The organism is Bradyrhizobium sp. P5_C12, from assembly GCF_054049735.1.
In genome coordinates, this window is record NZ_JBFULU010000023.1 from 97,333 (window position 1) to 123,038 (window position 25,706).

Here is a 25,706-nt window from a genome sequence, read left to right on the forward strand (position 1 = left end):
GCCCCAACTCTTCCGATTGGACAACGCGTTGCCGCTACCCGCGGATCGCCGCATTGGCCCTTTCGGCTGCGCCTGTCATCGCATCCTTCGCCGATTTCGCACCGTTGACCACTTCATTGACGCCGATCATGAAGGCGTCGAGGATCAATCGCGATTGCGGATGGAAAAGGATCGCCTTGGCGCGGTCGACGTCGGCATTCTGCAGATTGGTCAGCGCCGCCTCGGCGGCTTGCGGGCCGAACGCCGTCTTGAAGCCCTCGCTCGACCAGGCCGACACGCGTGTCGTCGCCAGCCCCGCTGCAGCGGTCCGCAGCGAGGTCGCCTTGCTCGTCGCCCACAGCAGGAACAGGAAAGCCGCCCGCTTGTTTCGAGATCTGGAATTGATGCACGCCTGCCAGTGCGACATGAAGGGGACGGGTCCGCGACCGGCAAGATGCGGAAAGGTTGCAAACCCGGCCTGCCTGGCGACACGGCTCTTCGCGGGATTGGAGATGTCGGTCGCGAAGTTGCTGCTGTCGATCGCCATGGCCGTCCGCCCCTGCAGGAAGTCGTCCAGCACGTGGTACCATTCGTAGCTGCCGACGCCGGCAGGCCCGGCCTGACCGAGCAGCTGTCCGTACATCTCGACGGCCGCGATCCCCTCCGGGCTCGCGAAAGCAACCCTGTTGTGCTCGATCATGGCCCCACCGTAGGAGAACAGGAAGCCCATGGCCGGTGGGGAGGAATTGCCGCTGGCCTGGGCCCGCATCGCGATCCCCGACATCCCGTTGGTCTTGACCGCCTTGGCGGTGACAAGCAGCTCCTCGAAAGTCTGGGGAATCGGCAGGTCCTTGGCTGCCAACGCATCGCTGTTGATGAACAGGGTCATTGCCTCCGAGGTAATCGGGACGGCGTACCGTTCGCCGTCCGACCACAGCGGGAAGGCTCGGGCCGTCTTGAGCAGGTCGCTCTCGTCATACCAGCCGGGGTCGGTCAGCGACCTCTGGGAATAATAGCCGTTCAGTGGCTCAACCCATCCGTTCGAGATGCCTTGGCCATAGGTCGTGAACATGAAGACGTCGGGCGTGCTACTGCCGCGAGCGAGCCTGACCGGCAGCGCGCCGAGATAGGTGGTTTCCAGTTGGAAGTCGATGGTGACGTTGATGCCGGTGAGTATGGTGAATTCCGGCAACAGCGGCGTGATCGCATTCGACCACGGATGGATCGCGCCCGAAAGTGCGAGCGTCTGTCCCGCAAATTGCTTCCAGTCGATCGCGGCGTTGGCGTAAGCCGCAGCGGTATCCTCGGCAAAGCTCCAGCGCGGCAGCGCGGTAAGGCTCGCGCCAGCCGCCCCCAGTCCCTTGATGAAACTGCGCCGGCTCGCCGGATGGCTCAATGAGTTTTCACCCTGTGCCATGATGATGCTCCTTGAAGCAACCAAGGGCATTCATCCATAGCACACGCACGGGGCCGCGGCCCTGCGACATCACGGCCCTTACGCCTGGCGTATCCGATGAATGTCGGGTTCCCGACCTCCCTATCCGTGCTATTGTCCTATCATGCTCTGGCGTCGGCACCAGAACACGCGCGGTCACACGAGCATCGAAGACCCACGGCCAATGTCCGTTCCTGTTCGGGCCCTGCCTCTGCGATGGTTTGCTCGTCCGCTGATCCTTGCGGTCGCAGTGCTTATGACCCTGTTTGCCGCGACCGGCTTCCTCGGCCTGCAATATTGGCAAGAGCGGCAAGCAGCTCATCGCTTCACCGAGCATAGCCGCCAGGTACTCGAAACGCTCGACCGGCTGCGGGCGATCGTCGCGGAACTGGAGACCGAAAGGCGCGGGTATCTGATGACCCTCGACCCCGCCTATCTCAAGGCCTACGGCGTCTCTGACGAAAGTGTACGACGGGAGGCTCAGGCGCTGCAGACGCTGGTCGCGGACGATCCGTTGCAGGGCCTTCGGGCCGGACATCTGGCACTGACCGTTGCAGCGACGCTGCGCGAGATCGACGAGCTGCTGAAGTCGGCCGGCACGTCCGGGCTGGCCGCGCTGGCAATGATCCGCAGCATGGACGAGATCCGCTCGCAAATCGACCAGATGGTGGATCACGAGCGCTTTCGGCTCGCCGGCCGGGAGGCGCGCGCCGAAGCATTCGAGCGACGCTGGACCTGGCTGATCGCCGGCGCCGTTGTCCTCGTGGTCGCGCTGGCCGGAGCGGCGCTGGCGCTCGCGCGGCTCGAAGCGAAACGGCGGAGAAAGGCGACCGAGGAGAACATCCAGCTCCAGAGTGATCTCGCCGCACGGGATATCAAGATCAGGCGCCTGTTCGACGCCAACATCATCGGCATCATCATCTGGGAAGTCGAGGGGCGCATTCTCGAGGCCAACGATGCATTCCTGCGCATCGTGGGATACGACCGGGAAGATCTCACCTCAGGGCGCCTGCATCGGACCGACCTCACGCCGCCGGAATGGCGCGACCGCGATTTGCATACCGTGGCGGAATTGAAGCGGGTCGGGACCGCCCAACCATTCGAGAAGGAGTATGTGCGGAAGGATGGAAGCCGTGTGCCCGTGCTGATCGGCGGGACCATGTTTGGAGAAGGTACCGATAGAGGCGTCGGCTTTGTCCTTGATCTGACGGCTCTCAAGCGGGCGGAAGCCGAAGGCCGCGAACACGAGCGGCGCTACCGTGAAGCGCTGATGGAACTCGCGCACGCAAATCGCGTCACCACGATGGGGCAACTGACCGCTTCGATTGCCCATGAAGTCAACCAGCCGGTCGCCGCGATCGTGGCGAACGCCGAGGCCGGGGTGAATTGGCTGGAGGCTCAACCGCCAAATCTGGAGCGGGTTCGACAGACGCTCGACTGGATCACCAATGACGGCATGCGAGCCGGCGATATCATCAGTCGGATCCGGGCGCTTATCAGGAACGCGCCCCCGCAAAAGGAGAATCTGGAGATCAACCAGGCGGTGCTTGACGTCATCGCTCTGACCCGTAGCGAAGCGTTCAAGAACGGCGTGTCGGTGCGAACGCAATTTGCCGAGGGCTTGCCGCCGGTTCAGGCAGATCGGGTCCAGCTTCAGCAAGTGATGCTCAACCTGATCGTCAACGCGGTCGAGGCGATGGGCGCGGTCAGCGAGGGGGGACGCGAGTTGCTGATCAGCACCGGCAGGGACGCATCGAACGGCGTGCACGTCACCTTGCGGGATTCCGGTCCGGGCCTGGACTCGAAGAACGTGGAGCGCCTGTTCGAAGCCTTCTACACCACCAAGCCCACCGGCATGGGTATGGGGCTCGCCATCTGCCGCTCGATCATCGAGGCGCATGGCGGACGGATGTGGGCCGGCGCAAACGAACCTCGGGGCGCCGTCTTTCAGTTCACCCTGCCTCTCGCGCCGGACGAGACCGCGTCTCGCCTGCTGAGCGCGGAGCCAGCGAGTCTGCGCTCTGCGGCCCGATGATGACGTGCACAAGCTACTCGCGCCGTTCGCGATGCGCACGAGGCGGTGCACGCGTAGGTAGGCTCGAGCCGATCAGCTTAGCCCACGGTCTCATCGAGAGCGGCGCTTGGCCGCATTAGCCATGTGTCCGCTTTGGCGACTTTGTGTGAGGCGTATCACAGAGGGGTATTTCAATTCGGTGATGCTCCGAATAGTCTCAGGGAATTGCATCCGGGGGGACGCAAGTGATTCCGTTTCGGCTTTTTGCTTTGTTGATGTTTGCCATTGGCCTTGGCTGCGGATCGGCACATGCCGACCGGCGGGTCGCGCTCGTCATCGGCAATTCCGCCTACAAGAGCGCGCCGAAGCTCGGCAATCCCGTGAACGATGCCACCCTGGTCGGCGGCATGTTCAAGAAGGCCGGCTTCGATTCCGTCGACGTCAGGCTGGATCTCAGTGCCAGCGAGATGCGGCGCATGTTGCGCGAGTTTGCCGGCAGGACCCGCGATGCGGAGATGGCGGTGATCTATTACGCCGGCCACGGCATCGAGCTCGACGGAACCAACTATCTCATTCCGACCGACGCGACGCTGGAGACGGACGGCGACGTTCTCGATGAGACCATTCCGGTCGAGCGCGCGCTGTTCGCGGTGGAGCCGGCCAAGCAGCTGCGCCTGATCATCCTGGACGCCTGCCGCGACAATCCGTTTTCGAAGACGATGAAACGCACACTGGCTTCGCGCGCGGTCGGTCGCGGCTTGGCCAAGGTCGAGCCGACCAGCCCCAACACCATGATTGCCTTCGCGGCAAAGGCGGGTTCGACGGCCTCCGACGGCGATTCCCGCAACAGCCCGTTCGCCATCGCGCTGGTCGAGCACCTGCCGAAGCCCGGACTTGATTTGCGCAAGGCCTTCGGCTTCGTGCGCGACGACGTGCTCAAGAGCACGGCCTACAAGCAGGAGCCCTATGTCTACGGCTCGCTCGGCGGCGATGACGTGCCCCTGGTTGCGGTCAAGCCGGCCGCGACCGGGCCGCAGGCCAACCCACAGGATGCCATTCGCAGGGATTATGAACTCGCGCTCCAGCTCGCGACGCGGGACGGTTGGGAAGCCTTCCTGGCGGCATATCCGGACGGCTTCTACGCCAATCTGGCCAAGGGCCAGTTGAACAAGATCGGAGCCGAAGAGACGCGCGCGTCGGCTGAACAAAAGGCCAAGGCAGCCGAGCAGGAAAAGGCGAGGCTCATTGCCGAACGCGCCCAGAAGGCCGAGCAGGACAAGGCGGCAGCCGCCGCCAAGGCCGCCGAAGAGGCACGCATCGCGGCCGAGAAGCAGAAGCAGATCGAACAGGCGAGGGCGGACGCGGCCGAGCAGCAGCGCAAGGTGGCCGAAGCCGCCGCGGCGAAAGCGCTGGCCGAGAAGCAGGCGGCGGAGAAGGCCAAAGCCGAGCTCGCCGCGAGGCAGGCCGCGGAAAAGGCGGCGACCGAGCCGGCTGCAAAGCCGACAGCGGATCGGCAGATGCCCGAGGCCGGAAGCCAGAAAGTGGCTGCCCTCTCGCCTCCGCCGGAATCCAATTTGTCGGCAGCTGATCTGGCCAAATCCGTGCAGAGCGAATTGCGCCGCGTCGGCTGCCTGTCCGCCACTTCCGACGGCGACTGGAGCGCCGCCTCGCAGCGCTCGCTGGCACTGTTCAACAAATACGCCGGCACCCAGTTCGACGCGAAGCTTGCGAGCGTCGACGCCCTCGATGCACTGAAGGCAAGGCCGGGGCGGGTCTGCCCGCTCGTCTGCAATTTCGGTTTCAAGGCCGACGGTGATCAATGCGTCAAGATCACCTGCCGCGCCGGTTATCGCGTCGGTGACGACAACGAGTGCGAGAAGATCCAGGAGAAGAAGCCGGTCGCCTCGCGTGAGGAATCGCGGAAGCGCGACCAAGGCCGGAAAGAAGCGGAATCTGCTGCGCCGAAGTCACAGGCCTCCGGACAGATGATCTGCAACAACGCCGGTTGCCGGCCAGTCGGAAAGGGTTGTCACCTCGGGCCGGTCCCGAATGCAAACGGCAGCGCCAAGATCACCGGTGAGGTCTGCAACTGATGGCCAGGCATGCCCTCCGAAATCGCGCCATCGGGCTTAGGGCTCTGGTTTTTCTTGTTGTTGCGGGCTGCCTCGGCTGCAGCCCGGCTCTCGCCGACAAGCGCGTTGCGCTCGTCATCGGCAATTCGGCCTATAAGAGCGCGCCGAAGCTCGGCAATCCCGTGAACGATGCGATCCTGATGGGCAGCATGTTCAAGAAGGCCGGCTTTGACGCGGTCGACGTCAAGCAGGACCTGAACGCGCCCGAAATGCGCAAGGCGTTGCGCGAGTTCGGCGCGCGAACCCGAGATGCCGATGTTGCGATCGTCTACTATGCCGGCCACGGCATCGAGGTGGACGGCACCAACTACCTGATCCCGATCGATGCCGCGCTCGAGACCGACACCGACGTCTACGACGAGGCGCTGCCGATCGACCGCGTGCTGGTGAGCATCGAGCCCGCCAAACAGCTTCGGCTCGTCATCCTCGATGCGTGTCGCGACAACCCTTTCTCGAAGACGATGAAGCGCACGGTGGCCTCGCGCGCGATCGGGCGCGGTCTTGCCAAGGTCGAGCCGACCAGCCCGAACACGATGATCGCGTTTGCGGCCAAGGCAGGCTCGACGGCATCGGATGGCGATGCCCGCAACAGCCCGTTTGCGATAGCGTTGACCGAGCATCTCCCGAAGCCCGGACTCGACCTGCGCAAGGCGTTCGGCTTCGTGCGTGACGACGTGCTGAGGAGCACCGCGAACAAGCAGGAACCCTTCGTATACGGCTCGCTGGGCGGCGATGACGTGCCGCTGGTTCCTGCCAAGCCGGCCGCAACCGGTCCGCAGGCAAATCCGCAGTCTGAGCTCAGGCGAGACTATGAGCTTGCGCTCCAACTCGGCACGCGGGACGGCTGGGAAGCGTTCCTGGCGCAATATCCCGAAGGTTTCTATGCGAACCTGGCCAAGGGCCAGCTGAACAAGATCGGCGCCGAAGAGACGCGCGCGTCGGCTGAACAAAAAGCCAAGGCAGCCGAGCAGGAAAAGGCGAGGCTCATCGCCGAGCGCGCCCAGAAGGCCGAGCAGGACAAGGCGGCCGCGGCGGCGAAGGCCGCCGAAGAGGCGCGGATCGCGGCGGAGAGGCAAAAGCAGATCGAGCAGGCGCGAGCCGAGGCGGCCGAGCAGCAGCGCAAGGTGGCCGAGGCGGCAGCGGCGAAAGCGCTGGCCGAGAAGCAGGCGGCGGAGAGGGCCAGGGCCGAGCTCGCCGCCAAGCAGGCCGCGGAGAAGGCGGCGGCCGAGCCGGCCGCAAAGCCGGCCGCCGATCGACAGATGCCTGAGGTGGAGAACCAGAAAGTGGCGGCTCTGTCGCCTGCGCCGGCTCCTGCGCCACCGGCGGCCGATCTGGCGAAATCCGTGCAGAGCGAACTGCGCCGCCTCGGCTGCCTGTCCGCCGCCGCTGACGGCGACTGGAACGCCGCATCGCAGCGCTCGCTGACACTCTTCAACAAATATGCCGGCACCCAGTTCGACGTGAAGCTCGCCAGCGTCGACGCGCTCGATGCACTGAAGGCAAAGCCGGGACGGGTCTGCCCGCTGGTGTGCAATTTCGGCTTCAAGGCAGACGGCGATCAATGCGTGAAGATCACCTGCCGCGCCGGCTATCGCGTCGGCGACGACAACGAGTGCGAGAAGATTCAGGAAAAGAAGCCGGTCGCGACGCGCGAGGATTCGAAGAAGCGCGACCAAGGCCGGAAGGACGCGGAATCTGCTGCCCCAAAGTCGCAAGCCTCAGGACAGATAATCTGCACGAGTGCCGGATGTAGGCCGGTCGCCAAGGGGTGTCGGATTGTGCGAGATCCAAGGCCGGGTAGCTCCGGGATGTCGCAAGCGGAAGTCTGCAATTAGCCATGCATCGCTAGCGCTCTGTGCAACGTGTCGAACTCTCACGGGTTGCTCGAATGTCGTTCGGCTCTCCTGTGCGTTCGACAGCGCGTAGACGGGTTAGCTCAGCGGATGCGTGCAGTATCGCAGGGTGGGTTAGCCGAAGGCGTAACCCACCACTGTTTGTCTCCGCAGAAATTAAAGAGGTGGATTACGCCTTCGGCTAATCCACCCTACAGACCTCCTACGCCGGCATCGTCGTCTCGATCAGGCGCACCCAATATGACGCGCCGTGGCCGAGGATGTTGTCGTTGAAGATATAGGACGGGTGATGGCACTCGTTGCCGTCGCCCATGCCGACCAGGATCATCGCGCCGGGGCGCGCTTCCAGCATGAAGGAAAAATCCTCGGCGCCCATCATCGGAATGAACTTCTCGTTGACGCGCTCGGCGCCGACGATGTCGCGGGCGACCCCGGCGGCAACGCCGGCTTCGCGCGCGTGGTTCATTGTCACCGGATACATGCGCGTATACTTGGTCTCGGCCGAGCCGCCATAGGCGCGCGCGACGCTGTCGGCGACTTCGCCGATGCGGCGCTCGACCAGATCGCGCACCTCGGGGTCGAGCGTGCGCACGGTGCCGGCGAGCTCGGCCACCTCCGGGATGATGTTGAAGGCCGTGCCGGCGTGGAATTGCGTGATCGAGATGACGGCGGATTTGAGCGGATCGACGTTGCGGGCGACGATCGATTGCAGCGCGCCCACGATCTGCGAGCCGATCAGCACGCTGTCGATCGCCTTGTGCGGGCCGGCGCCGGCATGGCCGCCCTTGCCGTGAACGGTGATCTGGATGTTGTCGGAGGAGGCGAGCATCGCGCCCGGCGTCGTTGCGAAATGGCCCTCCGGCAGGCCCGGCATGTTGTGCATGCCGTAGACCTCCTGGATGTTCCAGCGCGTCATCAGGCCGTCCTCGACCATCGCCTTGCCGCCACCGCCGCCTTCTTCGGCCGGCTGGAAGATCATCACGGCGGTGCCGTCGAAATTGCGCGTCTCGGCGAGATATTTTGCCGCGCCCAAGAGCATCGCAGTGTGGCCGTCATGGCCGCAGGCGTGCATCTTGCCGGGGACCTTTGACGCATAAGGCACGCCGGAAGTTTCCATGATCGGCAGTGCGTCCATGTCGGCACGCAGGCCGATGGTCTTGCCCGAGGCCGACTTGCGGCCGCGGATCACGCCGACCACGCCGGTGCGGCCGATGCCCGTCACCACCTCGTCGCAGCCGAACTCGCGCAATTTGTCGGCGACGATGCCGGCGGTGCGGTGGACCTCGTAGAGCAGCTCCGGGTTCTCGTGGAAGTCATGGCGCCAGGCGGCCATTTCGTCGGACAGGGCGGCGATGCGGTTGACGATGGGCATGAGGGGATCCGTTCTTCTTTGGTTTTCTTGTCATTCCGGGGCGATGCGTAGCATCGAACCCGGAATCTGGAGATCGTCGTGCGAGATTCCGGGTTCACGCTTCGCGTGCCCCGGAATGACGACAAAAATCAGCTTTCCCCGAACACGCGCTTGAAGATCGTGTCGACGTGCTTGAGGTGATAGCCGAGGTCGAACTGCTCCTCGATCTCGGCGTCGCTGAGATATTTCTTCACCTCGGCGTCCTGCTTCAGGAGCTGAAGGAAGTCGCCTTCGCCGCGCCAGACCGGCATGGCGTTGCGCTGCACCAGCTTGTAGGCGTCCTCGCGGCTCGCGCCCTTCTGGGTCAGCGCAAGCAGCACGCGCTGGGAGTGGACGAGGCCGCCGAGGCGGTCGAGATTCTTCTGCATGTTGGCTGGGTACACCAGGAGCTTGTCGATCAGGCCGGCCAGGCGCACCAGCGCGAAGTCGAGCGTCACGGTCGCATCGGGGCCCATCATGCGCTCGGCGGAGGAGTGCGAGATGTCGCGCTCGTGCCAGAGCACGACGTTTTCCAGCGCCGGCGTCACATAGGCGCGGACCATGCGGGAGAGGCCGGTGAGGTTTTCCGACAGCACCGGGTTGCGCTTGTGCGGCATCGCGGACGAGCCCTTCTGGCCTTCCGAGAAGAACTCTTCGGCCTCCAGCACCTCGGTGCGCTGCATGTGGCGGATCTCGACCGCGATCCGCTCGACCGAGGAGGCGATCACGCCGAGGGTCGAGAAATACATCGCGTGGCGGTCACGCGGGATCACCTGGGTCGAGATCGGCTCGGGCACGAGGCCCATGGCCTTCGCGACATGCTCTTCGACGCGCGGATCGATCTGCGCGAAGGTGCCGACCGCGCCGGAGATGGCGCAGGTCGCGACTTCCTTCCGCGCCGCGATCAGGCGCTCCTTGGCGCGCGAGAATTCGGCGTAGGCATAGGCGAGCTTGAGGCCGAAGGTGACCGGCTCGGCATGGATGCCATGGCTGCGGCCGATGGTCGGCGTCATCTTGTGCTCGAACGCGCGCTTCTTCAGCGCCGCCAGCACCTTGTCGAGGTCGGCGAGCAGCAGGTCGGCGGCGCGGGTGAGCTGGACGTTGAGGCAGGTGTCGAGCACGTCGGAGGAGGTCATGCCCTGGTGCACGAAGCGCGCTTCGGGGCCGACGATCTCGGCGAGGTGGGTCAGGAACGCGATGACGTCGTGCTTGGTCTCGCGCTCGATCTCGTCGATGCGGGCGACGTCGAAGGTGGCGTTCCGGGCCTTGTCCCAGACCGTCTTGGCGGCCTGTTTCGGGATCGTCCCAAGCTCGGCCAGCGCGTCCGCCGCATGCGCCTCGATCTCGAACCAGATCTTGAACCGGGTCTGCGGCTCCCAGATCGAGGCCATTTCCGGGCGGGTATAGCGGGGGATCATGCGACGGCTCCAGGAAGGTGGGCGGGCGGCCCAAGGGGGCGGCGCCGGCCAAATTGCTTTTTACGCCGTGATTTAGCAGAGCGGGGAGGGCGAAACAAACGTCGGGGGCAAGGTAGTGGGGGATTGAGCGGGCTGGCCGGAAATTATCGGACCCCGGGACACGGCGGCCGACGGGCTGGCCGCCCCWGGGGGTGGAGGGGCGCCTACAGAAATTAACTGTCAATCACGGATCATTGACTGACAGATATTGAAATCTGTCAGCGTGACGTGTATATCCGTTCTCGCACGCTCCGATTGGGCGTCCCACGGCTACCCCCGGAAGTCCCGACGTCCGAAACAAATGCGGATCGACGGACGAAATTGAGAGAGGGGACCGTGGACGAATGGAGACTTACGACTATGACGACCGAAATCATCAACTTGACCGGGACGATTGGGCATTGGCTCAATTTACTGGTGGCGCGCCAGATCGCGGCGCAGGCTGCAAAACTGCCTCATTAAGGCGAGAGCTTTCCGAAACGACCGGCACGGGCGCTTCGGAAGCAGCTCCATCGCCGGGTAACTGAGCCCTCAACGGGAACATGGTGCTGGCATGAATGAAGCCGTGATCTTGACGCCGGAGCGGATCCTCGAAGTCACCGAGGACGTGCTGCGGCGCTACGGGCTTGCCAAGGCCACCGTGGTCGACGTCGCCCGTGCGCTCGATGTGAGCCACGGCAGCGTCTATCGCCATTTCCCGAGCAAGGCCTCGCTGCGCGAGGCCGTCGCCAAACGCTGGCTGGATCGCATCGACGCGCCGTTGCTGGCGATCGCCGGGGAGCAGGGGCCGGCGCCGGCGCGGCTCGACCGCTGGCTGCGCACGCTGTTCGCCGCCAAGCGTTCGCGCGTGCTCGACGACCCCGAGATGTTCGAGACCTATCTGACGCTGGCGCGGGAGGCTTGCGCTGCCGTCAAGTGCCACAAGGACACCATGATCGACCAGATCGCGTCGATCCTGACCGACGGCGTGAAGCAGGGCGTGTTCGAGGTGAGCGACGCGAAGGTCACCGCGCGCGCCATCTTCGATGCGACGGTGCGCTTCCACCATCCGGCCCATGCCGACGAGTGGAAGGATGCCGATCTGCCGGCGCGCGTCGATGCGACGCTTGCGCTGCTGCTGCGCGGGTTGAAGGCAGGGTAGACCGCGACGCCTAACTTACCCTCTTGCCTTGTGAAGAAGCGCGTCCTCGGAGGGCGCGGCAGTTGTGTGCCTGCGCGGGTGAAGCGCGCCGTTGGCTGATGGAACGACCGGCGGGCTCTCCGGATATGCATTGACCGCGATTTCGACGACATCCTTTGACCGCTTCCGAAGGCGGTAGAATGTCAGCTCCTGGTCGAGCATGGGGCAGCGGAAGTGGACGACGGCCGTATCGGGCAAGCGGCAAAGTTCGTCGATGAGCTCGCCTACGGTGATGATCGGGGGATGGTCGACTGCCTTGTGATGAGCCTTACTCATTGCGATTCCTCCAATCTACTACTAACCGGAGCTGGATGGCCTCCGTTCCATCCCGCTCGGCAGATTCAAGAGCAACACGTCGCTTGAGGAATCCGGCAGCCCTGCTGCTAGATCTTCGTCAGCCCGCAAGCCGCCGCCAGCCGCACGAGCTGCGCGTCCGTGCGCGCGCCGGTCTTGGTCTTGATCAGATAGTGATAGTTCTGCACCGTCTTCACACTGAGATTGAGCTGCGCGGCGATCCGCTCGGTCGTGGCGCCGCTGGCGAATTGCCGCAAAATCTCGATCTCGCGTTCGCCCAGCTGATCCAGCGCCGAGCCGGCCGGCGACAGGCTTTCCTCGGCCAGGATATGCGCGATGTCGTCGCTCATGGCGCGTTCGCCGCGCGCGACGGCACGGATCGCGTTGACGACGGCGGAGGGCTCGCTGCTCTTGGTGACGAAGCCGCTGGCACCGGCATTGAAGGCGGCTTTCACCAGCACGGCCTCGTTGTGCATGGTGAAGACGAGAATGCGTGCCCGCGGACTGCGCGCGCGAATGTTGCGGATCGCCTCCAGCCCGCTCGCGCCGGGCATCGAGATGTCCATCACGATGACGTCGGGATCATGCGCCTTGAAGGCGCTGTAGGCGTCCGCGGCGTTGTCGGCTTCCGCCACGACATGCAGATCGCCCTGGCTCTCCAGCACGCGACGATAGCCTTGGCGGACGATCGGGTGGTCGTCGACCAGCAGCACTGAAATTCCCTTCACCGCAGCCTCGCTCATCGCGGCCTCACGCGGCGAGCGGGATCATGGCGGCGACGCTCAGCCCGCGATTGGCGGGCTGGATCGACAGCGACCCGCCGGCCGCGGCCAGGCGCTCGCGGATGCCGGTCAGACCGAAGCCGGCCGACTGCGCGACGCGTGCCGCATCGCCGCCGCCATCGTCCTCGACGCGGATCAGAAGCGCATCGTCCTCGCCCGGGTTCCGCTCGACGCGCAACGAGATCTCGCGCGCCGCGCCGTGGCGCAGCGCATTGGTCAGGCATTCCTGCGCGACGCGATAGGCGGTGGTGGCGGCGGCGCCGCTGATGTCGGTGAGGTCGCCCCTGAGGTCGAGCTGGATCGTCGGCTGCGTGGTGCTCTGCGAGCGCCAGCTGTCGACGAGATTGACGAGGCTCGCCTCCAACCCGAGCTCCTCGGGCAGGGGATTGCGCAGGCGTTTCAGCGCGTCGCGCAGCGACGCCATCAGCTGATGCGTGGCCTGCGAGATCATGCGCGCGTCCTGCGTGATGCCGTCGCCGCTGTTTTCCTTCGCGCCCACCATCTCGATCGTGTTGGCGAAGGCGAGGATGGCCGACAGATTCTGCCCGAACTCGTCGTGCAGCTCGCGGGCGAGCGCGCGCCGCTCGTCGTCGCGTATCTCGAGCAGGCGCCGCGTCAGCGCCGCGCGCTGTTCCGTGGCTTCTTCCAGCCGGCCGCCGAGCGCGTCGACGGCGTTGCCGATCATCGCAAGTTCCATCGAGCGGAAGCGCGGCAGCGGGGTCCGATACTGGCCGCGCGCCATGCGCTGCAAGGCGGTGACGATCGCGCGCGCCGGCGCCAGCGTGTGCGCGATCGCCAGCGAGGCGAGCAGCGCGATTGCCGCGGCCATCAAAAGGGCAACGTCGATCACGTTGAGGATGTATTCCCAGGCGAGCGAGATGGCCGCCGCGGCATCGGGTGTCGCAACCACCGTGCCGGCGGCGGCGGCGCGCGGGCTGACCGGCCTAACGACCTCGGCGTGGCTGCCGAGGAAGGTCGGCACGATGGCGGCAAACCAGCGCGGCGGCGCTTTGCCTAGCCCCTCGCTCTGGCCGCAGAGCGGCTTTTCGAAAACCGCCGCGGGCTGGAACTCGACGCAGACGCCGGGCGAGATCAGCTTCATCGTCTCCAGCGTACGCCAGTCCGGCACCGGCAGGAGATGCTCGCGCGTTCTGCTGCTGCGCAACAAGAGCTCGCGCCAATACAGCGCCTGAAGCGCCTGCGCGACCCGCTGCGCGGAGGCCGCAGTCGCCCGATCGACGCTGCGATAGGCGTCGAACGTGGCCCACACCGTGGCGGCTCCAAGGCAGAGCGCGACGATGAGAAGCAAGCGGGCGATAAGCTGAAGCACAAGGCGCATGCGATCACCCCAAAGTTTGGTAAGGTCAGACTAACAACGCCGCCGCGCCTTGCCAATTGCGGGGAATGGCCGGATCGCGGCTCGGGCAAATTTCCCATGCCGGATTGGGCATGGCTCTTTGGACCGGGCACGGCGGCTTTGATCTAATCTGCGGGGAATCGTCACAGGCCGGGAGCAGCGCAGCATGAGTTCGATCACGATTGGGCCGATCGCGGGCACTGCTGCCGACCCGTCCGAGCGCAGCGCGCTGCTGTTCTGGATGATCTTCACCGGGCTTTCGGTCTTTGCCCTCGTCCTGCTGTGGCGCTTCGGCCTGATCCACCTGATGCTGACCTCGGACCGGACCTACATTTCCAGCGTGATCGCGGTGCTCTATGTCGTCACCTGCGGTCATTGCTTCCTGCGGACGCGGGCGATCGCTCGTGAAGGCGCCGCGGCGCGGCGCTGCCGTGCGGTGCTTTCGGCGGCCGACGGCAGCAAGGCGCTCGATGCGAGCGCGACGGCATTGCCGCGCGGGCTGGTGCGCGATCACATCGAGAGCCTGGTGACCAAGGCCACGGCGCAGGATTACCGGCCGGTCGACCAGACGCTCCTGCTGCGGACGCTCGCCGACCGGCTGCGCGGGTCCAACGGCTTCGGTGCCTTCGTCTCGGACACGCTGATGAAGCTCGGACTGCTCGGCACCATCGTCGGCTTCATCATCATGCTGGCGCCGATCGCGGGGCTCGATGCCGCCGACAAGGTCGCGATGCGGTCGTCGATGGGGCTGATGAGCGACGGCATGGCGGTCGCGATGTACACCACGCTTGCGGGCCTCGTCGGCTCGATCCTGGTCCGCATTCAATACTACATGCTGGATGCCGCAACCCAGCGCGTGTTCTCGGATGCGGTGGTGCTGACCGAGACCTATGTGACGCCGGTGCTGGAGCGCAAGGGCGCCGGAATCCCGTCATGATGGATGATTTCGGTCTCTATCCGCGCGAGGAGCCGTTCGATCCGCTCGGCGTGATGCTGTTCAAGGCGCTCCAGGTGATCGCCTTCCTGTTCTTCCTCGCGCTGCTTGCCGTCTCCCCGGATGCCAAGGACGGCAAGATCGACTCCAAGGCGGAGTTCATGATCACGCTGGACTGGCCGGATAATCACCCCGACGATCTCGACCTGTTCGTGCAGGACCCCGCCGGCAACATCGCCTGGTACCGCCACCGCGAAGCCGGCTTCCTCACGCTCGACCGCGACGACCGGGGCGGGGCCAACGACTTCATCATTGTCAACGGCAAGAAGATCGCCTCGCCGATCCGCGAGGAGATCGTCACCGTACGCGGCATCGTCGCCGGCGAATACACCGTCAACGTCTCGCATTTCGTGGCGACGACCGGCGAGCCTGTCACGGCCAATGTGAAGGTACAGAAGCTCAATCCGACCGCGCAGGTGGTCTTCGACAACAAGTTCACGCTCGACCACACCGGCGACGAGAAGACCGCGGTGCGGTTCCGGCTCGATGGCGAAGGAAAGGTCGTCAACGTGGACCAGCGGCCGAAATCGCTGCTGGAGACGTTCCGCAACAGCTGGCGCAACGGCGCCGACATCGACCCGAGGACTCGGGTGAGGGTGCGCCGTGAGTAATCTGCAGACGGTCATCCTGACGCTGTCGATCGCCTACGCCGTCATCGGCGCGCTGTTGCTGGTCGTGCTGGTCTATGCACGCCTGCACTGGTCGTTGAAGGCGATCGCGGTGGTCGTGACCAGCGCCTTCTATGTGGTCAGCTTCACGGAAATGCGCGGGCTGCTGGGCTGGGCCAGCGCCGACCGGCTGCCGACCTCCTTCAAGCTGCTCCAGGCCCGTATCGTCGAGCCGCATTCGCTGGAGGGCGATCCCGGCTCGATCTATCTCTGGGTCGAGCAGCTCGACGAGGACAATCGCCCAAGCGGCATCCCCCGGGCCTTTCGCGTGCCCTACGACGACCGGCTGGCCGACAAGACCCACGCGGCGCAGAACGAGATCGCGGCCGGGCATCTGCAAGGCGGCCGCGCCGCCGATTTCGGCGGTGGCGACGGCAGCCTGATCGACATGGTCCGGGAATATGTGACGCCCAAGACCATCCTGGAGACCAGCGGCGGCGACTCCTCGACCGGAGAGTTCAATGCGCCGCCGGCCGGCGCGCAAGGCGCCGTGTTCACGCCGCTGCCGCCGCCCCGGATGCCGCCAAAGGACGAGCAATAGGCCCTTCACCATCGCGGCAGAGGCGCGCTGGAAAACCGCGCCGCGCTGGCGCATGTTGTTGACCTCCCTCAATTTGGCCTTATCGGCTTTCGATAAGAACCTGAGGGTGGAGGGTGCGTGCTCCTAGCTGTCTTCTCGGATATCCACGGCAACCGGCAGGCGTTCGAGGCATGCCTGAAGGTGGCCCGCGCGAAGGGCGCGGAGCGATTCGTCCTGCTCGGCGACTTTGTCGGCTATGGCGCCGATCCGGAATGGGTCGTGGAGACAGCGATGAGGTTGGTCGAGGAGGGCGCCGTCGCCGTTCGCGGCAACCATGACGAAGCGGTCAACACCACGACCGAGACGATGAATGCCGAAGCCCAGATCGCGATCGAATGGACCCGTGGGCGGCTCGACGTGGCGCAGCGACGCTTCCTGGCCGAACTGCCGATGGTCGTGGACGAGAAGGAGCGCCTTTACGTCCACTCCGAAGCATCACAGCCGACCCGCTGGCACTATGTCCGTGCCACCGCCGACGCGGCCAAGAGCCTGATCTCGACGCCCGCCCATGTCACCTTCTGCGGCCACATCCACCGCCCGGCGCTGTACTCGATGTCGGTGACGGCGAAGATGACGAGTTTCGTGCCGAAGACCGACGTTCCCGTGCAACTCCTGCGCGGGCGGCAATGGCTGGCCGTGCTCGGCTCGGTCGGCCAGCCGCGCGACGGCGATCCGTCCGCATCCTTCGTGCTGTTCGACACGGTGTCGTGCGAGATCACCTATTGCCGCGCGCCCTACGACATCGAGACGGCCGCGAGCCGCATCCGCGAGAACGGCCTGCCGCATTGGCTCGCCGACCGGCTGTCGCAGGGACGCTAGAGGCCGATGCCGAAACCCCTGGTCAAGCCCGGCGCGGAGATCGACGGCTACACCATCGGCGAATGCGTCCATGCCGGCGGCATGGCGACGCTGTGGAGCGTCACCCATCCCGACATCGACGTGCCGCTGCTGATGAAGATCCCGCGGGTGTCGGAGGGCGAAGACCCGGCCGCGATCGTCTCCTTCGAGATGGAGATGATGATCCTGCCCCGGCTCGCGGGACCGCACGTGCCGGCCTGTTTCGGCACCGGCGATTTCGCGCATCAGGCCTATGTCGCGATCGAGCGCATTCCAGGGACCACGCTCTACAAGCGGCTGCCCGACCTGCCGCTGCCTTACGAGGAGGCGCGGCAGCTGGTTGCGAAGATCGCGACGGCGCTTGCCGATCTGCACCGGCAGAACGTGATCCATCACGACATCAAGCCGAGCAGCATCATGTTCCGCGGCAGCGGCGAGGCGGTGCTGATCGACTACGGTCTGTCGCACCACAATCATCTGCCTGATCTCTTGCAGGAGGAGTTCCGGCTGCCTTACGGCACCGCGCCCTACATGGCGCCGGAACGGCTGTTGGGCGTGCGCGACGATCCGCGCAGCGATCTGTTTTCGCTGGGCGTGCTGCTCTATTTCTTCACCACCGGCGAGCGGCCGTTCGGCGAAGGCGAGACGCTGCGCGCGATGCGGCGCAGGCTGTGGCGCGACCCGCATCCACCGCGCGGCTTGCGCGCCGACTATCCGCCCTGGCTCCAGGAAGTGGTGCTGCGCTGCCTGGAGATCGAGCCGGTGTGGCGCTATCCGACCGCGTCACAGCTGGCTTTCGACCTCACCCATCCGGACCAGGTCAGGCTCACCGCCCGCTCGGAGCGGATCAAGCGCGATCCGCTCAGCGTCGCCTGGCGGCGGCGCTTCAATCAGGGCGTCATGGCGCCGCGCGCGAAGTCGGACGTCGCCGAGCAGATCGCCTCGAGCCCGATCGTCGCGGTCGCGCTCGATACCGCCGAAGGCGCGCCGGAGCTGAACGAGGCGCTGCGCATCACCACCGAGCGCATTCTGGCCACGTTACCTTCGGCGCGGCTTGCCTGCGTCAATGTCCTCAAGCTCAACCGCATCGCCATTGACAAGACGTTGGACGAGCAGGGTTCCAACAAGCACATCGACCGCCTGGTGGCGCTCCGGCATTGGGCTACGCCGCTGAAGCTCGAGGAGAGCCGGCTATCGGTTCACGTGCTGGAGGCGGTCGATCCCGCCACGGCGCTGCTGGAATTCGCCGAGATGAACTCGGTCGACCATCTCATCATCGGGGCGCGGCAAAATTCGTTCAGGCGTACCTGGCTCGGCAGCGTCTCGGCCAAGGTGGCCGCAGAGGCGATCTGCACCGTCACCGTGGTGCGACCGCCGCGGATGGCTGCGGATGCGGCGAGGGCAGGCGTCGGCGTGGTGTGGGGCTAGGAAGGATCAGGCCGCGTGGGCGGTGTGGCCGTCGCGCTTGCGGCGGATCGGCCAGGCGAACCGCGGCCCTTGCTCGCCGTGCTCCGCATGGCCGCCGAAGAACTGGATGATCTCGCGGCAGGGCTCGCAATTGAAGAGGTTACGCGACGCGGTTGCCTTGGTCATTTCCTTCAGGCAGTTCGGGCAATGCGGCTTCATGGGGCGTTCCGGAAAGAGGAATTCTCAGTGCCGGCGAGGCGAGCGGAGCGGATGGTCCAGGTCCGAATTGTCGAGCCCGGCATCGTCGCCCGGCGCGCCATCGGCGTGCTCGAGGCGGCCGAAGAAATAGTCGAGGTTCGGATGCGGGCGGCGCGGGATACGGCACCTGCGCTTCGGCTGACGTTTCACGATCGCGACCTGCATGGCATCAGCCCCGGCGAAATCGAGAGTGAGGGAAGCGGGCAGATCGTGCCGTGACCTTCGCCGGTCCGGCTGATGGGCCAAACACGACAAATGCACTGAAACCAAGCCACAACGCCACGCCAGTCCAAACCAGGGTCGTCGTCATGATGTGCTCCCGTCAAAAGCAGGCAGGAATCACTTGTGGTGATTTGCGCGAATCAGGGAAGCCCGGATGAGTACGGATTCAGGTTGCAATTTTAGGCATCGCGCGCCGCAACACCCGTAAGAACCGCAGCCTTTTGCGTGTGCGGCCGCCGCATCTTGCCCGCGCGCGCGCCTTCGAGGAGATCCCGGACGCGCGGAGCGTCTCGAACACAGCGAAACCCGTAGCAGCCGGTGTAGTCGGTATCGGGCGAACGGGTCGATCGCCCCGACGCGAAGTTGAGGTGACCGGCGCCACCGCCGATGTCGAGGATCTCAATGTCCGCGTCCATCGCCTGGAACGGCGTCTGGCTCACCGTCCGTCTGCCCCAGGCCGTTCGCAGGATCAGCGCGCGGCGATCGGTGATCAGATAGAGCGTCTGCAGGTCCTGCAACAGCATCACCAGCGGGGCCGCAACCATCGCAACTCCGAGCATCACGAGAGGTTGGGTCGCCTGTCCGATCCAGTCGTTTCTGATGGCGATGACGGTCAGCAACAGCCAGGGGAATCCGATCCACCAGAGAAATCGCCACATCATCATGCGGGCGACGCCGTCGGGCTGGCCCTGCCAGACCACCTGCTCCCCGTCTTGCAGGACCTCGACAAGCAGACGCCGCAGGCCTGCGGAAAACGGAGTGGCGCGGACTTCATCCATTCTCATTGGTCGCCGCGGCCGCAAGGCCGGTTCGGACCGCGAAGAGCCGTCAGATGGCCTCGCCGCGCGCCGTTGCCGCCGCGTTGCGGATCGCCGCGATGTTGGTCTTGTAAGCCTCCTGCGTGCCGCCCTTGAACACGGAGGTGCCGGCGACGAAGGCATTGGCGCCGGCTGCGGCCAGCGCGCCCGCGACGTCGGGGCCGACGCCGCCGTCGACCTCGATGTCGATCGGACGTCCCGCCGTCATCGCGCGGATGTCGCGGATCTTGCCGATCGCGGAGGGGATGAAGGCCTGGCCGCCGAAGCCGGGATTGACCGACATCACCAGCACGAGGTCGACGAGGTCGATGACGTATTCGAGCACGCTGATCGGCGTGCCCGGATTGAGCGAGACGCCGGCCTTCTTGCCGAGCGCGCGGATCGCCTGGAGCGAGCGGTGCAGATGGGGACCGGCCTCCGCATGCACCGTGATGTGGTCGCAGCCGGCCTTGGCGAAGGCCTCGAGATAGGGGTCGCAGGGCGAGATCATCAGATGCGCGTCGAAGATCTTCTTGGTGTGCGGGCGCATCGCCTTGATGACGTCGGGGCCATAGGAAATGTTCGGGACGAAGTGCCCGTCCATCACGTCGAGATGGATCCAGTCGGCACCGGCCGCGTCCACCGCGCGCACCTCTTCGCCGAGCCTGGAGAAATCCGAGGCCAGGATCGAGGGGGCGATTGCCAGGGGGCGGGGGGTGAAGGCTTGGGTCATGGCGCTGTTTCCCGTGGCGGCCGAAAGAGGAATGGCCTCGCCTAACATGGGCCTCCGTGGCGGGCAATGCAGGACAGGCGGGCTGCCTGTGGGCGGAAATTTCTGCCGTCTGCGGCACGAATTGCCGATATTGCCGGACCGCGCGGGGTGCGCTGGAAGCGGAATTCATTGAGCTTTTCGCGCTGGCACGACGCTTGCTGACTTCCTTGCCGGAACATTGACCGCGGCATGCCCGCATCGGTTGGAGTTGTGCAATGTTGTTTGCCCTTGGCGCCGTCTCGACTGCGCTCGACGCGATCCAGTCGCTGACGAATTCGAAATCGTCGTCCTCGACCCACAAGACGGGATCGTCGCAAAGCGCGCCGACCAATCCGTTCGCGATCGACAGCGGCAGCAACAGCACGAGCAGCGGCGCGACCTCGTCGGTCAATGCAGGCAAATATCCGCAGATATCGCCGGAGACGATGAACGCGTTGTTCGCCGCGCAAAGCCAGTCCTCGGACGGCACCGGCAGCGCGACCACCTCGACCTCGTCGAGCTCGACGTCTGCCTCGGCATCAACATCCACGAGTCGCGAGGACGCCCTCAAGCACCTGTTCTCGCAAATCGATGCCGACGGCGACGGCAAGATCACCAAGTCGGAATTCGAGGACGCGCTGGGCGCCGGCGGCACCAACCTGGCACAGGCCGACGACGTGTTCTCCAAGCTCGATGCGAATTCCGACGACAGCGTCAGCCTCGACGAGATGTCGAAGGCGCTGAAGAGCGGCCATGGCGGCCACCACCACGCCCAGGGCGCAGGCGACGCGTCCGGCAGCAGCTCGGATTCCTCGTCGCAGAGCGGCGGCTCGACCTCGACCACGACGACCGGTGCCGACGGCTCGACCACCACCACCGTCACCTATGCCGACGGCTTCAAGATGTCGACGACGGTCCCGGGCGCCTCCAGCTCTTCCCGTAATTCGGCCTACGATCTGTTCGCGCAGTTGATGCAGCGGCAAGGGCAAGGCGCATCAGCGACTGCCGGTTCGTCCATGTCGATGAGCGTGTGACGCCCACTCGCTGTCATGCCCCGGCTTGACCGGGGCATCCAGTACGCCGCGGCTTCTCGGTTCAATCACTACCGTCTCTGGAATACTGGATCGCCGGTCTTCGCCGGGCGACGACGCGTGACGCGTGGAGAGAGGGGCGTTCGTGCTACGCGCCGAACCGGTCCTTCCACGCCGGCAGCGCGCCGGGGAACGGCAACGCCGTCGCGGTGTACACGCCCCGTGCGATTGCGCGCGCGACCACATTGGCGGCGACGGTGCCGAGTTCGGTGAGCCCGACCAGCGGCTCGATCGGCTTTTCGCAGGTTGCAGCGGCGAACAGCACGTCGCCGTCGGTCGGTGCATGCACCGGATAGATGGCGCGGGCAAAGCCGGTGTGCGCGATCATCGCGAGACGCTTGGCCTGTGGTTTGGTCAGCACCGCGTCGGTGACGACGACGCCGATGGTGGTGTTTTCGCGCGCACTCGCGGCGGGACCGCCCTTGATGCGCATGCGGAGCATGTCGTCGGTGAACTTGTCAGGCAGGCCGCGTCCGCCGAATTCGCCGTCCACCTCGAACGGCGCCGCCCAGAACCACGGCCCGTTGCCGACCGTGACGCTGCCGACCGCGTTGACGGCGACGATCGCCGCGACCTTCACGCCATCAGGCGTCACCGCCGAGGCCGAGCCGAGGCCGCCCTTGAATGTTGCGGTGGTGGCACCAAGGCCTGCGCCGACGCTGCCGATCGCGAAGTCTGTGCCGGCGGCGGCCGCGGCCGCGGCGTAGCCGAGGTCGCGATAGGGCGAAAAGCGTCCCCAGGCCTTGTCGCCGCCATTGAGGAGATCGAACAGGATCGCGCCCGGCACGATTGGGATCAGCGCTTCGCGAACCCGATGACCACGGCCCTGCTCGGCAAGCCAGGCTTGCACGCCGCCGCCGGTATCGAGGCCAAAGGCGGAGCCGCCCGACAGCGCGATCGCGTCGACGCGCTCGACCGTGTTGGCAAGATCGAGCAGTGCGTCCTCGCGCGTGCCGGGGCCGCCGCCGCGGACGTCGATCGCCGCGACTGCGGGGGAGTCGAAGATGATCGCGGTCGTACCGGAGGCGAGTTTGGCATCCTCGGCGTGGCCGACGCGGACGCCGGCGATATCGGTGAGAAGGTTTTTCAACGACGGCACTCCATGCGCTCCAGGCGATTGGGCTGAAGCGATAGCGCACGCATGCGCCGCGCTCAACTGGCGAGCGCCGTCCTCAGCATCTTGGCGAGCTCGGACTTGCGGTAGGGCTTCGCCAGGAGCAGCACGCCGGAGTCGAGCCGGCCGTGATGGACGATGGCGTTCTCCGTGTAGCCCGAGGTGAACAGCGTCTTCAGATCCGGGCGCCGCCGTGCCGCCTCGTCGGCGAGCTGGCGGCCGTTCATGGCGCCGGGCATGATGATGTCGGTGAAGAGCAGGTCGATGCCGTTGTCGGCATCGATGATGACGAGGGCTTCGGCCGCGTTGGCGGCTTCGAGCGCGGTATAGCCGAGGCTCTTGATCTGGGTCATGACATACTGCCGCACCAGCGCGTCGTCCTCGACGATGAGGATCTTCTCGTCGCCGCCGGTGATGGGCACATTCTGGAGTGCCTCGTACTCGGTCTCCTGCACGCCGCTCGAGCGCGGCAGGTAGATCTTCACGCTCGTGCCGTGGCCTTCCTCGCTGTAGATCTTGATGTGGCCGCCGGACTGCTTGACGAAGCCGAACACCATGCTGAGCCCAAGGCCCGTACCCTTGCCGACCTCCTTGGTGGTGAAGAAGGGGTCGAATACCCGGTCGAGCAGCTCCGGCGGGATGCCGGAGCCGGTGTCGCTGACCGCGATCATCACGTAATTGCCGGGAGAGACGTCGGCATTCATGCTGGCATAGCCGTCGTCGAGGAAGACGTTGCGGGTCTCCAGCACCAGCGTGCCGCCGTCGGGCATGGCGTCGCGCGCGTTGAGCGCCAGATTGAGGACCGCAGTGGAGAGCTGGCTCGGGTCGATCAGCGTCGGCCAGGCGTCCTCGGTGAGCTGCGGCATGATCGTGATCTGCTCGCCGAGCGTCGGATGCAGGAGCTTGGCGGCCTCCAGCACCAGCGCATTGACGTCGATCTCGCGCGGCTGGAGCGGCTGCTTGCGGGCGAAGGCGAGCAGATGCTTGGTCAGCTGCGCGCCGCGTTCGGCGGCATCGTCGATCAGCTTGGTGATGGCGGCGAGCTCGGGCCGGTCGGCGACGGCGTCCCCGAGGATGCCGATCGTGCCGGTGATGACGGTCAGCACGTTGTTGAAGTCGTGGGCGACGCCGCCGGTCAGCTGGCCGATCGCATCCATCTTCTGGACCTGACGGAGCTGGGCCTCGGCGGCCTGCTTGTCGGTCAGGTCGCGGCCGATGAAGAAATGGCGCTTGACGGGGTCCGACCAGGTGCCCATCCAGTTCAGCGAGACCTCGTGACCGTCGTAGTGGTAGTAGCGTGCCTCGAAGCTGCGCTTGATCTGGCCGCGGCGCGCCGCGCGCATCTCGCTCCGCGTCTTCTCGAGGTCGTCGGGATGGATGAACTCGGTCGCGCTGTGGCCGATCAGGTCCTCCGGGCTGAAGCCGAGGATGTCCTTCACGCTCGGGCTGACCTGGATGAATTTGCCGAAGCCGTCGGTGACCAGGATCAGGTCCTGCGAGGTCTCGAAGATGCGCTGGCGCTCCTCGGTCTCCTGGCGAAGCACCTCGCTGGCGCGCTTCTGCTCGGTGATGTCGTGGACGATCTTGGAAGCCCCGATGATCTCTCCGCCGGCCGATCTCAGCGGCGAAATATTGAGGACGACGTCGAGTGCGCGGCCGTCCCTTCGGAGCCGAACCGTCTCGTGCTGCGCGATCGACTCGTTGCCGCTGACCCGGTTGAGGATCCCCCTGACTTCCGCCTTCCGATCCTGCGGCACGATGATGTCGATCGGCTTGCCGATGGCCTCCGCGGCGGAATAGCCGAACAGATGTTCGGCGGCCTTGTTCCAGCCGGTGATGATGCCGTCGAGGGACTTGGTGATGATGGCGTCGTTGGCGGACTCGACGACGGCGCCGTACAGGGCGAGGCGCTTGCCATAGAAGTCGCGATCCGAGGCCGATTGCTCGCGCAATCTGCCGACGAGGCCCACCGTCTTCGCCTGGAGACGGACGTTTTCGATCAGCAGCACCGCCAGCACAAGCAATGCGGCGCAGAGGCCGTAGAGGCGGCCGGCGTAGAAGCCGAGATCGAAGCGGGCAGAATTGAAGATCCCCGACAGGGCGATATCGAACAGCCAGGCGCACATCGCCGCCATGAGCCAGACGTCGAGCACCGCATGCGGCCGCCTGAACCACAGACCGATCAGGGCGGCAAAGCTCAAAGACCACACGAACGAAATCACGCCCACCTGCGCCGTCGTGAAGCCGCCGCCTTCCTTCAACAGGGCCGGAAGCAGATCGTGCCGGGCGGTCACGATCCAGGTGAGGGCCGTCACTGCTACGCCGACACCGAGCAAGCTGCCGATGATCGCGTTTCGCGCCGGACCCGAGGTTTCGACCCCTCCGTTCGCTCCCTTCCACCAAACATAGGCCAGCACGAACATCGGAAAGCCGCCGTGCCAGATCATATAGAGCCAGGCGGTTGTCTGCGGGCCTGAGCCAAACAGCCCATTCGGCGCGAGAAGGCCGGGAAAGCTGAGCGCGTGGACCACGGCGGCTATCGCTGTGAACAGATAGCCGCTCGAAAGCCACAGCAGTGCGCGGGTCTGCAACACCGCAAATTGCGAGAACAACAGGACTGCGGTGATGACGTCGCAGACAGCGAGGGCGGATTGATAGCTCGCGACGAAGGCCGGCACAGGCAGCAGCGGGATACCTGCGAAGGGAACCGCGACCGCGAAAATGATGGCGGAGACACCGACGATCGCCAATGCTGCGGTGCGGTCGCCCCGGGTCGCCGGCAGCGTCGAAAGGAACGTGCCTCGCTCGATCGTTGTAGGCACGTCCACCTCTCGCAGATCGGTTTTGGCTTTTGCCGTCGATGTCATTCGGACCCCTGCAGCCTCGCTCCACAATAGCGGGTTCTGGGCGCGCATCCTGAGTCGTTGCGGCCGCGACTCAACCGAAGGTTACAGCTTACTTAATTTGGGCGGGAATACGGAGTAGGGACCGGGTAAGATGCGCTTTACTGGGCGGTGTCATAATGCCCTTCCGATGCGGCGGGTTCCAGGTCTGAATCATGCGATTTTGATCTCGATATCCRGGAGTTGTTCCCAATGCCCTGCGTTCTCATCA

Annotated in this window: 22 protein-coding genes; 11 read left to right on the forward strand and 11 right to left on the reverse strand. The window is 65.4% G+C overall.

Annotated features, from left to right (window positions below; translation table 11 throughout):
• Nucleotides 1-34: 34 nt before the first annotated feature.
• The gene (locus ACXJMY_RS21355) at nucleotides 35-1,396 is read right to left on the reverse strand and encodes an ABC transporter substrate-binding protein (RefSeq protein ID WP_456621317.1); all 1,362 of its coding nucleotides are present in this window, start codon (nucleotides 1,394-1,396) and stop codon (nucleotides 35-37) included.
• 202 nt (nucleotides 1,397-1,598) lie between these two features.
• On the opposite strand from ACXJMY_RS21355, the gene ACXJMY_RS21360 reads away from it, so the two are divergent.
• From ACXJMY_RS21360 to ACXJMY_RS21370, 3 genes are all read left to right on the forward strand, one after another.
• The gene (locus ACXJMY_RS21360; protein ID WP_456621318.1) at nucleotides 1,599-3,449 is read left to right on the forward strand and encodes an ATP-binding protein; all 1,851 of its coding nucleotides are present in this window, start codon (nucleotides 1,599-1,601) and stop codon (nucleotides 3,447-3,449) included.
• Nucleotides 3,450-3,703: 254 nt separating this feature from the next.
• Complete coding sequence (locus ACXJMY_RS21365; protein ID WP_456621319.1) at nucleotides 3,704-5,521, forward strand: caspase family protein; 1,818 nt, start codon at nucleotides 3,704-3,706, stop codon at nucleotides 5,519-5,521.
• The gene (locus ACXJMY_RS21370; protein WP_456621320.1) at nucleotides 5,521-7,395 is read left to right on the forward strand and encodes a caspase family protein; all 1,875 of its coding nucleotides are present in this window, start codon (nucleotides 5,521-5,523) and stop codon (nucleotides 7,393-7,395) included. Before ACXJMY_RS21365 ends, ACXJMY_RS21370 begins: the two co-directional genes overlap by 1 nt.
• Nucleotides 7,396-7,615: 220 nt before the next feature.
• Here the strand turns inward: ACXJMY_RS21370 and ACXJMY_RS21375 are convergent, their stop codons facing one another.
• Together ACXJMY_RS21375 and purB are read right to left on the reverse strand one after the other, a co-directional pair.
• Complete coding sequence (locus tag ACXJMY_RS21375) at nucleotides 7,616-8,785, reverse strand: M20 aminoacylase family protein (protein WP_456621321.1); 1,170 nt, start codon at nucleotides 8,783-8,785, stop codon at nucleotides 7,616-7,618.
• A 128-nt stretch (nucleotides 8,786-8,913) separates the two neighbouring features.
• Nucleotides 8,914-10,221 carry an adenylosuccinate lyase gene (gene purB / locus ACXJMY_RS21380; protein WP_456621322.1) on the reverse strand — a complete coding sequence of 436 codons (1,308 nt, stop codon included), beginning with the start codon at nucleotides 10,219-10,221 and terminating at the stop codon, nucleotides 8,914-8,916.
• A 592-nt stretch (nucleotides 10,222-10,813) separates the two neighbouring features.
• Here purB and ACXJMY_RS21385 point away from each other — a divergent pair.
• The gene (locus ACXJMY_RS21385; RefSeq protein ID WP_456621323.1) at nucleotides 10,814-11,401 is read left to right on the forward strand and encodes a TetR family transcriptional regulator; all 588 of its coding nucleotides are present in this window, start codon (nucleotides 10,814-10,816) and stop codon (nucleotides 11,399-11,401) included.
• A gap of 15 nt (nucleotides 11,402-11,416) precedes the next feature.
• Here the strand turns inward: ACXJMY_RS21385 and ACXJMY_RS21390 are convergent, their stop codons facing one another.
• The 3 genes from ACXJMY_RS21390 to ACXJMY_RS21400 form a co-directional block, all read right to left on the reverse strand.
• On the reverse strand, nucleotides 11,417-11,716 hold the full coding sequence (locus ACXJMY_RS21390; protein WP_456621324.1) for a hypothetical protein: 300 nt from the start codon (nucleotides 11,714-11,716) through the stop codon (nucleotides 11,417-11,419).
• Between the two features lie 107 nt (nucleotides 11,717-11,823).
• Nucleotides 11,824-12,477, reverse strand: coding sequence for a response regulator (locus ACXJMY_RS21395; RefSeq protein WP_456621325.1), 654 nt, complete (start codon nucleotides 12,475-12,477; stop codon nucleotides 11,824-11,826).
• Nucleotides 12,478-12,484: 7 nt separating this feature from the next.
• Nucleotides 12,485-13,855, reverse strand: a complete 1,371-nt coding sequence (locus ACXJMY_RS21400; RefSeq protein WP_456621326.1) for a sensor histidine kinase — start codon at nucleotides 13,853-13,855, stop codon at nucleotides 12,485-12,487.
• Between the two features lie 184 nt (nucleotides 13,856-14,039).
• Between ACXJMY_RS21400 and ACXJMY_RS21405 the strand changes: the two genes are divergently transcribed.
• From ACXJMY_RS21405 to ACXJMY_RS21425, 5 genes are all read left to right on the forward strand, one after another.
• Complete coding sequence (locus tag ACXJMY_RS21405) at nucleotides 14,040-14,810, forward strand: MotA/TolQ/ExbB proton channel family protein (RefSeq protein WP_456621327.1); 771 nt, start codon at nucleotides 14,040-14,042, stop codon at nucleotides 14,808-14,810.
• Nucleotides 14,807-15,478, forward strand: a complete 672-nt coding sequence (locus ACXJMY_RS21410; protein ID WP_456621328.1) for a hypothetical protein — start codon at nucleotides 14,807-14,809, stop codon at nucleotides 15,476-15,478. The genes ACXJMY_RS21405 and ACXJMY_RS21410 overlap by 4 nt, the downstream gene beginning before the upstream one ends.
• Nucleotides 15,471-16,076 carry a hypothetical protein gene (locus ACXJMY_RS21415; RefSeq protein WP_456621329.1) on the forward strand — a complete coding sequence of 202 codons (606 nt, stop codon included), beginning with the start codon at nucleotides 15,471-15,473 and terminating at the stop codon, nucleotides 16,074-16,076. The genes ACXJMY_RS21410 and ACXJMY_RS21415 overlap by 8 nt, the downstream gene beginning before the upstream one ends.
• Nucleotides 16,077-16,193: 117 nt before the next feature.
• Nucleotides 16,194-16,934 carry a metallophosphoesterase family protein gene (locus ACXJMY_RS21420; RefSeq protein WP_456621330.1) on the forward strand — a complete coding sequence of 247 codons (741 nt, stop codon included), beginning with the start codon at nucleotides 16,194-16,196 and terminating at the stop codon, nucleotides 16,932-16,934.
• Nucleotides 16,935-16,940: 6 nt separating this feature from the next.
• A complete protein-coding gene (locus tag ACXJMY_RS21425) occupies nucleotides 16,941-18,380 on the forward strand; it encodes a serine/threonine protein kinase (protein WP_456621331.1) in 1,440 nt (479 codons plus the stop codon).
• A 6-nt stretch (nucleotides 18,381-18,386) separates the two neighbouring features.
• Here ACXJMY_RS21425 and ACXJMY_RS21430 read toward each other — a convergent pair whose 3' ends face one another.
• Complete coding sequence (locus ACXJMY_RS21430) at nucleotides 18,387-18,578, reverse strand: hypothetical protein (RefSeq protein ID WP_456621332.1); 192 nt, start codon at nucleotides 18,576-18,578, stop codon at nucleotides 18,387-18,389.
• 51 nt (nucleotides 18,579-18,629) lie between these two features.
• On the opposite strand from ACXJMY_RS21430, the gene ACXJMY_RS21435 reads away from it, so the two are divergent.
• Entirely contained in the window at nucleotides 18,630-18,836 is a 207-nt protein-coding gene (locus tag ACXJMY_RS21435; protein ID WP_456621333.1) for a hypothetical protein, read from the forward strand.
• Nucleotides 18,837-19,018: 182 nt separating this feature from the next.
• Here the strand turns inward: ACXJMY_RS21435 and ACXJMY_RS21440 are convergent, their stop codons facing one another.
• Nucleotides 19,019-19,618, reverse strand: a complete 600-nt coding sequence (locus ACXJMY_RS21440) for a hypothetical protein (RefSeq protein ID WP_456621334.1) — start codon at nucleotides 19,616-19,618, stop codon at nucleotides 19,019-19,021.
• A 49-nt stretch (nucleotides 19,619-19,667) separates the two neighbouring features.
• Nucleotides 19,668-20,369 (reverse strand): ribulose-phosphate 3-epimerase, encoded by a 702-nt coding sequence (rpe, locus tag ACXJMY_RS21445; protein ID WP_456621335.1) that lies wholly within the window; start codon nucleotides 20,367-20,369, stop codon nucleotides 19,668-19,670.
• Nucleotides 20,370-20,623: 254 nt separating this feature from the next.
• Here rpe and ACXJMY_RS21450 point away from each other — a divergent pair, with 254 nt between their 5' ends.
• The gene (locus ACXJMY_RS21450) at nucleotides 20,624-21,421 is read left to right on the forward strand and encodes an EF-hand domain-containing protein (RefSeq protein WP_456621336.1); all 798 of its coding nucleotides are present in this window, start codon (nucleotides 20,624-20,626) and stop codon (nucleotides 21,419-21,421) included.
• A 145-nt stretch (nucleotides 21,422-21,566) separates the two neighbouring features.
• On the opposite strand, the gene ACXJMY_RS21455 is transcribed toward ACXJMY_RS21450, so the two are convergent.
• Together ACXJMY_RS21455 and ACXJMY_RS21460 are read right to left on the reverse strand one after the other, a co-directional pair.
• Nucleotides 21,567-22,568: a P1 family peptidase gene (locus ACXJMY_RS21455; protein WP_456621337.1), complete on the reverse strand. Its 1,002-nt coding sequence runs from the start codon at nucleotides 22,566-22,568 to the stop codon at nucleotides 21,567-21,569.
• Between the two features lie 62 nt (nucleotides 22,569-22,630).
• Nucleotides 22,631-25,459, reverse strand: coding sequence for a PAS domain S-box protein (locus ACXJMY_RS21460; RefSeq protein ID WP_456621338.1), 2,829 nt, complete (start codon nucleotides 25,457-25,459; stop codon nucleotides 22,631-22,633).
• Between the last annotated feature and the right edge of the window lie 247 nt (nucleotides 25,460-25,706).

What these genes read in the sequence shown, in the direction of transcription:
- ACXJMY_RS21395 (WP_456621325.1), bottom strand. Translation starts at nt 12,477, where the DNA reads ATGAGCGAGGCTGCGGTGAAGGGAATTTCAGTGCTGCTGGTCGACGAC.
- ACXJMY_RS21460 (WP_456621338.1), bottom strand. Translation starts at nt 25,459, where the DNA reads ATGACATCGACGGCAAAAGCCAAAACCGATCTGCGAGAGGTGGACGTG.
- ACXJMY_RS21390 (WP_456621324.1), bottom strand. Translation starts at nt 11,716, where the DNA reads ATGAGTAAGGCTCATCACAAGGCAGTCGACCATCCCCCGATCATCACC.
- ACXJMY_RS21385 (WP_456621323.1), top strand. Translation starts at nt 10,814, where the DNA reads ATGAATGAAGCCGTGATCTTGACGCCGGAGCGGATCCTCGAAGTCACC.
- ACXJMY_RS21450 (WP_456621336.1), top strand. Translation starts at nt 20,624, where the DNA reads ATGTTGTTTGCCCTTGGCGCCGTCTCGACTGCGCTCGACGCGATCCAG.
- ACXJMY_RS21355 (WP_456621317.1), bottom strand. Translation starts at nt 1,396, where the DNA reads ATGGCACAGGGTGAAAACTCATTGAGCCATCCGGCGAGCCGGCGCAGT.
- ACXJMY_RS21405 (WP_456621327.1), top strand. Translation starts at nt 14,040, where the DNA reads ATGAGTTCGATCACGATTGGGCCGATCGCGGGCACTGCTGCCGACCCG.
- ACXJMY_RS21400 (WP_456621326.1), bottom strand. Translation starts at nt 13,855, where the DNA reads ATGCGCCTTGTGCTTCAGCTTATCGCCCGCTTGCTTCTCATCGTCGCG.
- ACXJMY_RS21425 (WP_456621331.1), top strand. Translation starts at nt 16,941, where the DNA reads ATGCCGAAACCCCTGGTCAAGCCCGGCGCGGAGATCGACGGCTACACC.
- ACXJMY_RS21435 (WP_456621333.1), top strand. Translation starts at nt 18,630, where the DNA reads ATGGTCCAGGTCCGAATTGTCGAGCCCGGCATCGTCGCCCGGCGCGCC.
- ACXJMY_RS21410 (WP_456621328.1), top strand. Translation starts at nt 14,807, where the DNA reads ATGATGGATGATTTCGGTCTCTATCCGCGCGAGGAGCCGTTCGATCCG.
- ACXJMY_RS21375 (WP_456621321.1), bottom strand. Translation starts at nt 8,785, where the DNA reads ATGCCCATCGTCAACCGCATCGCCGCCCTGTCCGACGAAATGGCCGCC.
- purB (WP_456621322.1), bottom strand. Translation starts at nt 10,221, where the DNA reads ATGATCCCCCGCTATACCCGCCCGGAAATGGCCTCGATCTGGGAGCCG.
- ACXJMY_RS21360 (WP_456621318.1), top strand. Translation starts at nt 1,599, where the DNA reads ATGTCCGTTCCTGTTCGGGCCCTGCCTCTGCGATGGTTTGCTCGTCCG.
- ACXJMY_RS21370 (WP_456621320.1), top strand. Translation starts at nt 5,521, where the DNA reads ATGGCCAGGCATGCCCTCCGAAATCGCGCCATCGGGCTTAGGGCTCTG.
- ACXJMY_RS21430 (WP_456621332.1), bottom strand. Translation starts at nt 18,578, where the DNA reads ATGAAGCCGCATTGCCCGAACTGCCTGAAGGAAATGACCAAGGCAACC.
- rpe (WP_456621335.1), bottom strand. Translation starts at nt 20,369, where the DNA reads ATGACCCAAGCCTTCACCCCCCGCCCCCTGGCAATCGCCCCCTCGATC.
- ACXJMY_RS21365 (WP_456621319.1), top strand. Translation starts at nt 3,704, where the DNA reads ATGTTTGCCATTGGCCTTGGCTGCGGATCGGCACATGCCGACCGGCGG.
- ACXJMY_RS21440 (WP_456621334.1), bottom strand. Translation starts at nt 19,618, where the DNA reads ATGGATGAAGTCCGCGCCACTCCGTTTTCCGCAGGCCTGCGGCGTCTG.